Origin of the sequence: Rhodococcus sp. NPDC059234 (assembly GCF_042754225.1) — a bacterium.
Taxonomy (GTDB): domain Bacteria; phylum Actinomycetota; class Actinomycetes; order Mycobacteriales; family Mycobacteriaceae; genus Rhodococcus_G.
The window spans coordinates 1-7,376 of the sequence record NZ_JBHZAH010000177.1; the positions used below are offsets into that span (position 1 = coordinate 1).

8 protein-coding genes are annotated in these 7,376 nt (G+C 68.7%); 3 read left to right on the forward strand and 5 right to left on the reverse strand.

The genetic code is table 11. From position 1 onward, the window contains the following. The first annotated feature begins 160 nt into the window (after positions 1-160). Both ACFXGJ_RS23490 and ACFXGJ_RS23495 read left to right on the forward strand, forming a co-directional pair. A complete protein-coding gene (locus ACFXGJ_RS23490; protein ID WP_378625609.1) occupies positions 161-766 on the forward strand; it encodes a TetR/AcrR family transcriptional regulator in 606 nt (201 codons plus the stop codon). A 5-nt stretch (positions 767-771) separates the two neighbouring features. Further along, the gene (locus tag ACFXGJ_RS23495; RefSeq protein ID WP_378625612.1) at positions 772-1,623 is read left to right on the forward strand and encodes an alpha/beta fold hydrolase; all 852 of its coding nucleotides are present in this window, start codon (positions 772-774) and stop codon (positions 1,621-1,623) included. On the opposite strand, the gene ACFXGJ_RS23500 is transcribed toward ACFXGJ_RS23495, so the two are convergent. Then, positions 1,620-2,678 carry a YeiH family protein gene (locus tag ACFXGJ_RS23500; protein ID WP_378625615.1) on the reverse strand — a complete coding sequence of 353 codons (1,059 nt, stop codon included), beginning with the start codon at positions 2,676-2,678 and terminating at the stop codon, positions 1,620-1,622. The genes ACFXGJ_RS23495 and ACFXGJ_RS23500 overlap by 4 nt on opposite strands. A gap of 102 nt (positions 2,679-2,780) precedes the next feature. On the opposite strand from ACFXGJ_RS23500, the gene ACFXGJ_RS23505 reads away from it, so the two are divergent. Beyond that, positions 2,781-3,680: a LysR family transcriptional regulator gene (locus tag ACFXGJ_RS23505; RefSeq protein WP_378625618.1), complete on the forward strand. Its 900-nt coding sequence runs from the start codon at positions 2,781-2,783 to the stop codon at positions 3,678-3,680. A gap of 17 nt (positions 3,681-3,697) precedes the next feature. Here the strand turns inward: ACFXGJ_RS23505 and ACFXGJ_RS23510 are convergent, their stop codons facing one another. From ACFXGJ_RS23510 to ACFXGJ_RS23525, 4 genes are read right to left on the reverse strand one after another with little or no spacing between them, the layout of a single operon-like run. Continuing rightward, positions 3,698-5,290, reverse strand: a complete 1,593-nt coding sequence (locus tag ACFXGJ_RS23510; RefSeq protein WP_378625621.1) for a long-chain fatty acid--CoA ligase — start codon at positions 5,288-5,290, stop codon at positions 3,698-3,700. Positions 5,291-5,297: 7 nt separating this feature from the next. Further along, positions 5,298-5,972 (reverse strand): 3-oxoacid CoA-transferase subunit B, encoded by a 675-nt coding sequence (locus ACFXGJ_RS23515; RefSeq protein ID WP_378625625.1) that lies wholly within the window; start codon positions 5,970-5,972, stop codon positions 5,298-5,300. After that, positions 5,969-6,733: a CoA transferase subunit A gene (locus tag ACFXGJ_RS23520; RefSeq protein WP_378625627.1), complete on the reverse strand. Its 765-nt coding sequence runs from the start codon at positions 6,731-6,733 to the stop codon at positions 5,969-5,971. The genes ACFXGJ_RS23515 and ACFXGJ_RS23520 overlap by 4 nt, the downstream gene beginning before the upstream one ends. Further along, positions 6,730-7,311, reverse strand: coding sequence for an RBBP9/YdeN family alpha/beta hydrolase (locus ACFXGJ_RS23525; protein ID WP_378625629.1), 582 nt, complete (start codon positions 7,309-7,311; stop codon positions 6,730-6,732). Before ACFXGJ_RS23525 ends, ACFXGJ_RS23520 begins: the two co-directional genes overlap by 4 nt. Between the last annotated feature and the right edge of the window lie 65 nt (positions 7,312-7,376).

A 7,376-nucleotide genomic window follows, 5' to 3' on the forward strand; every position in this document is an offset into this window, starting at 1 on the left:
GCTGTTCCCGCGTTTCGGGTCCGGGCCCCCCCGGGGGTCGGATTCTGTGGGGGCGCCAAATTTGTCTTTTGGGTTGGCCCGCCCGGGTCCGGCGCGGCGGACCCAAGGCCCGCGGGGAACACCGGAACCAAAAAAAGCACGACCGTGCTATTTTGTGGACATGGCTTCGAAAGCGGCAAGGACTCGGGCGGTGATCCTGGAACACGGCAGCCGCCTGGCCAGCGTTCGAGGCCTGAGCGACGTCTCGATCGGCACGCTGGCAACCGACGTGCAGATCTCCAAGAGCGGCCTCTACGCCCACTTCCGGTCCAAGGAGGCCCTCCAGCTCGCGGTCGTGGATTCGGCGGCAGAACGCTTCGCCTCCGCCGTTGTCGCGCCCGCGGCCGACGCGGACTCCCCGCTGTCGCGGCTGCAACGACTGCTCGAACTCTGGGTGGATTGGACGAACTCGTCAATGCCGGGCGGATGCCTGCTCCTCTCTGCCGCAATGGAATTCGACGACCGGCCGGGCAGGGTCCGCGACCGGCTCGCCGAACTCCACCAGTCCTGGCGGGCTCTGCTCGAGAGCACGATCACAGACGCCACGAACGCGGGTGAGCTGCACCCGGAGACCGACGCGGGCCAGCTGGCCTTCGAGCTCACCGGGATGGTCCTGGCCTACCACCAGGCCAGTCGCCTGATGCGGGATGCCGCGGCGGAGCGGCGGGTCGCCCGGGCGCTACACGAATTGATCAGCGGCCACCGCGTCGAACCATCGGAGGACTGACGGACATGAACATCGAGCACTCGGACATCACCTGCGACGGCATGACCTTCCGTTGCCGCGCGGCGGGCCCTCGCGAGGGTCGACTGGTCCTGCTGCTCCACGGATTTCCGCAGACGTCCCGGGCCTGGGACGCGACGCTGGCGGCGCTCGCCGCGAACGGTTGTCGGGCGGTCGCCTTCGATCAGCGTGGCTACTCGCCGGGCGCACGCCCCGAGTCGGTCGACGCCTACGCGATCGAACACCTCGTCGGCGATGTCCTCGCGGTGGCGAACGCGCTCGGCGCCGACACGTTCGACCTCGTCGGCCACGACTGGGGTGGCATCGTCGCCTGGCACCTCGCCGGTCGGCACCCGGAGAAACTGAGGACCCTCACCGTCGTGTCCACCCCGCATCCGACGGCGTTCACGGCGGCCCTGCACGATGAACTCGGCGGCGATCAGGCGCAACGATCCGCGTACGCCTCGCTGCTGCGCCAACCCGGCATCGCGGAGGACCTGCTCCTCGCCTCCGATGCCACGGGGCTTCGAAATCTGTACCGCGAGTTGCCCGACGACCACACAGCGGACTACCTCGACGTACTCTCCGATCGAGGAGCCCTGACCGCGAGCCTGAACTACTACCGCGCGACCGCGTTCGACGAACAACCTCCCGTCGGCGCCATCGAAGTCCCCACCTTGTACGTCTGGTCGACCGACGACGACTACCTCGGGCCGGAGGCCGCACGAGCGACCGGGCAGCACGTCACCGCCCCCATGACATACGTCGAACTCGAAGGCATTTCGCACTGGATCCCCGACACCGCGGCCGAGTCACTCAACACCCACCTGCTGCAACATCTCCGAGGCTCACAGCGCTAGCCGACGATCCAGACCCCGACCAGGGCGACGGCGGCGACCCACACGGTGGACAGGGCCGCGAGCACGAACGGGCGCGGCCCGACCGAGCGCAGCAGCGACACCCGGACCCCGAGTCCCAGCGCGAACATGGCGGCCGTCAGCAGCGCCGTCTGCAACACCTTGGCCTGTGCGATCACGGCATCCGGCAGGACCCCCGAGGAACGCAGCGCCACGCAGCCGATGAAGGCGACCACAAACATCGGAACCAGGGGCGGAAGAGCGGCATTCGTTCGCTCCCCCTTCGACACTCGACGTTCGCGCGCACCGAGATACGCCATCACCGGTGCCAGCATCAGCACCCGGGCCAGCTTGACGACCGTCGCGACCGCGAGCGCGCCCCCACCGATGACACCACCGGCGGCAACCACCTGCGCGACCTCGTGGATGGAACCGCCGGCCCACATCCCCGCCTGCCGATCGGTCAGTCCGAGGGCGTGGGACAGGAGCGGGATCGTCGGGATCATCAGCGTGCCGAAGACCACCACCAGGGCGACCGCGGTGAGAAGTTCCTCCTCCTTCGCGTCGACCACGCCGTCGGCGGCCGCCACCGCCGCCGCACCGCAGATCGAGAATCCGCACGCGATGAGCACCCGTTGCGTCCACGACAACCCGAGCAGCTTGCCGGCATACATGGTTCCCGCCATTCCGAGGACCACGATCGCCACCACGACGGCGATCACTCCCCAGCCGAGGTCGATGACGTCGCTGAACATCAACTGCAGCCCGAGAAGCGCGACGCCCACCCGGAGCAGTCGCTTGGACGAGAAGTCCAATCCCGGCCGGATCCACCCCGGGATGGCAACGAGATTCGCCACCAGCGCGCCCAGCACGATGGCGATCAACATCGGATTCACCGCGGGGACCAGACGCCCGAGCCCCATGGCGATCGCGGCGCCGACGGCGCACAGGCCCACGCCCGTCGCAATGCCTACCGCCCGCGGTCGGGACTGACCATCGGCCTCTCGGCCGGCCGCCGGCTGGTGGTTTCGGGAGGCTGCGTGCACTTCTTGGGACATGCCTGCAACTCTTCGCCACACCGACAGTTCCGGGTAGCCCTCGATTCGCCATTGCCCCATATCAAACTGATATATCAATGTCGGTGGGCATATAATATTCGAATGTCTTCTCGATGGCCGGATCTCGATGTCCTCGAGCTCCTTGTAGGGGTCGACGATCACGGAAGCCTCAGTGCCGCCGCCAAAGTCGCCGGAATCGCGCAGCCGAACGCCAGCCGCGCGATCAAACGACTCGAGGCACAGGTCGGCACGGCGCTGCTGCAGCGAAAACCGACCGGGTCGACATTGACGCCGGAGGGCACCGTGATCGCACACTGGTCGAGGCAGGTGCTCACCGACGCCCGTCGGCTGCTGGACGTCGCCGAGGGCATGCGTGAGAAGCGGGCCGCCGAGCTGACCATCAGCGCGAGCATGACTGTTGCGGAGCATCTCATGCCCCGGTGGCTCGGACAGTTCCGTCAGGTGGATCCGAACGTGACCATCCACCTGCAGGTTCGGAACTCCACGCAGGTGTTCGCCGATGTGACGGCCGGATCCTGCGACATCGGGTTCATCGAGTCCCCGACGGTGCCGCGCCCGCTGCACAGCGTCGCGGTCGCCCGCGACAGGCTGATCGTCGTCGTCCACCCCGACCACCCGTGGGCACGGCGCAGGCGGACGCTGTCCGTCGCCGAGCTGGCCGGCACCCCACTCGTGGTCCGCGAACCCGGATCCGGAACCCGCACCACCCTCGACGTCGCACTGCACGAATATGACCGGGCAGCACCACTTCTCGAACTCGGGAGCGCAGCAGCCATCCGGACGAGCGTGCTCAGCGGTGTCGGCCCGGCCGTACTCAGCACCCTGGCCGTCGCGGACCAGCTCGAGTCGGGAGACGTGAAGGCGGTGGAGGTGGACGGACTCGACCTGCACCGCACGCTGCGGGCCGTGTGGCGCCCACCCCGCCAACTCGAGGGACCCGCGGGCGACCTCGTCAGGCTGGTGCGCCGCGGTGCGCGCTAGCGCCCCGCGGCGGGCAGTCAACTTGTGGCGGCGACCATCCCGGAGAGTTCGCGCTTGAGGATCTTCCCGGTCGCGGTCATGGGCAGGACGGTGGCGAACTCGATGCAACGCGGGTACTTGTAGCTCGCCATCTGGTCCTTGCACCAGCTGATCAGTTCGCTATCGGTGATCTGCGCGTCCGGCTCGAGGATCACGAACGCCTTGATCTCCTCGCCGTGGCTCTCGTGCGGGACGCCGACTACCGCGACCAGCGAGACGGCCTCGTGCGTCAGCAGGACTTCTTCGATCTCGCGAGGATATACGTTGAACCCACCCCGCACGATGAGATCCTTTGCGCGGTCGACGATGTAGTAGAAGCCGTCGTCGTCGCGGCGGGCCAGGTCGCCGGTCCGCAGCCACCCGTCCCGCATCGCCTCAGCGGTCGCCTCGGGGCGATCGAGGTAGCCTGCCATGACGTTGTGCCCCCGCAACGCGATCTCCCCGATCACGTCCGGGCCCGACACGGTGTTCCAGTCCTGATCGACAAGTCGTGCCTCGATGCCCCACACCGGCACGCCGATCGAACCGGGACGCGGTTCGCGCTCGGGGTCACTGAACAGCGCGAGCGGGGAGGTCTCGGACAGGCCGTAGCCCTCGAGGATCTGCACTCCGAACCGCTCGGCGAACCGGGTGAGGATCTCCACCGGCAACGCCGCGCCGCCGGAGATGGCCCGGCGCATGGTGCCGGCGATCCGGTCGACGTCGACGCCACCGGCGGTGCCGGTCTTCGCCGCGTCGAGAGCACCCAGCAGGGCCCAGTACATCGTCGGGACGCCCGCGAACACGGTGACGGCCTCGTCGATCATCAGCCGCAGGGCCGCCGCTGCGTCGAATCGGGGCAGCATCACGAGGGTGGCGCCGACCGCGAGTCCGGCGTTCATCACGACGGTCTGCCCGAACGAGTGGAACAGCGGCAGAGTCACCAGGTACGTGTCGCGGCGAGTCGGGTTGCTGTCGAACAATCGGTTGGCCGTGGCCGCGTTCATCACCATGTTGGAGTGGGTGAGCTCGGCGCCCTTGGGGTTGCCGGTCGTGCCGCTGGTGTAGAGGATCACCGCGGTGTCGCCCGCCTCGCGCACCACCGACTCCGCCTCCGCCGGCATGTCCGCCAGGGCCGCGGCCAGCGTGGTGACGCCGTCGGCCGGCGTCGCGGCCTCCGCACCGGCGGCGAGGAGGAACATCTCGCGGCAGCCCTCCGTCGCCGAGAATCCGGCGCGACCGAACTCCCCCATCGGCAGGTCGGCGGTGCCCTCGAAGCAGAAGTACGCCTGGGCTCCGGAATCGGCCAGGTGGTAGGCGATCTCGCGACCCTTGAGCATGACGTTGAGGGGAACCACCACCGCGCCGGCCTTGAGGATGCCGTAGTAGACGATCGGGAACTGCGGCAGGTTCGGAAGGGACATCGCCACCCGGTCCCCCGGCTCGATGCCGCGGGCGACGAGCAGGTTCGCCACCCGATCGGCTTCGGCGTTCAGCTCCGCATAGGTCATCCGTTCGTCGCCGAGAACGATGGCATCGCGGTCGGGGTACCGGCGGGCGGAATCCTCCAGCAGCATGGACAGGTTCAGCACGCGGAACTCACTTTCGGTCGTCGGGACGGATGAGGGTGAGCGGGGCGTCGGTGGCCGCGCGCACGCAGTCCTCGGTCACCCCGGGCGCGCATTCGCGCAGCACCAGACCCGCCTCGGTCACGTCGATGACCGCGAGGTCGGTGATGATCCGGTGCACGACGCCCTGACCGGTGAGCGGAAGGCTGCACTCGCGCACGATCTTCGGCGAGCCCGACTTGTCCGTGTGCTCCATGAGCACGATGACACGGCGGGCGCCGTGAACGAGATCCATCGCCCCGCCCATCCCCTTGACCATCGCGCCGGGAACCATCCAGTTCGCCAGGTCGCCGGACTCGGAGACCTGCATCCCGCCGAGCACGGCGGTGTCGATGTGCCCACCCCGGATCATCCCGAACGACAGCGCGGAATCGAAGAACGCGGCACCCGGATTGACCGTGACGGTTTCCTTGCCCGCGTTGATCAGGTCCGCGTCCACCGCGTCCTCGTCCGGGTAGGCCCCGGTACCGAGGATCCCGTTCTCGCTGTGCAGGACCACCTCCAACCCCCGCGGGAGGTGATTCGGGATCAGCGTCGGCAGACCGATGCCGAGATTGACGTACTCCCCGGCCTGCAATTCGGCGGCGGCCCGCGCCGCCATCTGTGCACGAGTCCAGCCCACCACTTCGGTCACCGTCGCGCTCATGCGGCGGCCTCCTTCCGCGCCGTCACCGTGCGCTTCTCGATCTGCTTGTCCTGCAATCCCGTTGCGACGATGCGGTCGACGAAGATCCCCGGCAGGTGCACCTGCCCCGGGTCCAGCACTCCGGGCTGCACCAGGGTCTCCACCTGTGCGATGCAGACCCTTCCGGCCATCGCGGCGAGCGGGTTGAAGTTGCGCGCGGCCAGGTTGAACACGAGGTTGCCGTCGGTGTCCCCGATCGCGGCGTGCACCAGCGAGAAGTCGGTAGTGATCGATTCCTCGAGCAGGTACCGCTTGCCCGCGTACTCACGGATCTCCTTCGGCGGCGACGCCACGGCAACCGATCCGTCCGCGGCGTAGCGCCACGGCAGCCCGCCCTCCGAGACCGGGGTACCGACCCCCGCCGGGGTGAAGAACGCCGGGATGCCGGCGCCGCCGGCGCGAAGCCGCTCGGCCAGCGTGCCCTGGGGCGACAGTTCGACCTCGAGCTCCCCCGCCAGGTACTGCCGGGCGAACTCCTTGTTCTCGCCGACGTACGAGGCGATGACCCGGCGGATCCGCTTATGCCCCAACAACAGTCCGAGCCCGTGTCCGTCGGTGCCACAGTTGTTCGACGCCACCTCGAGATCGGTTGCCGACCCGTCTGCGATCGCCGCGATCAGCGCGTCGGGGATGCCGCACAGTCCGAACCCGCCCACCGCCAGCGACGCGCCGTTGCCGATGTCGGCCACAGCCTCCGCCGCCGACACGTACACCCGGGTCACGAAGCGGCCTCCTTCACGCACATCAGGTCATCGAGAAGCTCCTCGGCCTGCGGCCAGTACCCGTAGCCGGACGCGGGATTCAGGTGGCCGACATCGCCGAGGTCGACGAGTCGGCTGCCCCACGTCTCCGCCATGCCTGCGATCCGCCGGTGGCCTCCGAGCGGGTCGTTACCACTCGCCGCGACGATGCTCGGGAACGGGAGGCGGCGCCGCGGGATGGGGTTCCATCCGTTTCGGTCGAGGTCCTCGAAACTGGGGTACCCCTCGGGCAGTGGCTGTTCCAGGTCCGCCGGGGTCGCGAGCAGCGCACCCTGGATCGCCCTGGTCGGCTGCTGGGCCCAGTGCACCGTGATCATGACCCCCGCGCTGTGGGCGACCAGGACGACCGGACCGGCGATGTCGCTCAGCACGGCGTCGAGCGCAGCTACCCGCGCCGTCACGCTGAGCTTGTCACTTTCGAGCGGCGGCACCGTGCGCACTCGGTCGAGCTTGTCCGCGAGCAGGGTCTGCCAGTGGTCGGCGACGTGGTCGCGCAGACCGGGCACGATCACCACGGTCGGGTCGGCGATGCGGTTCATGTGACTCCAAACTTCGGGGCGGCTGCGCCGCCTGTGCGCGATCGGTACCCGGATCGGGGTACCGA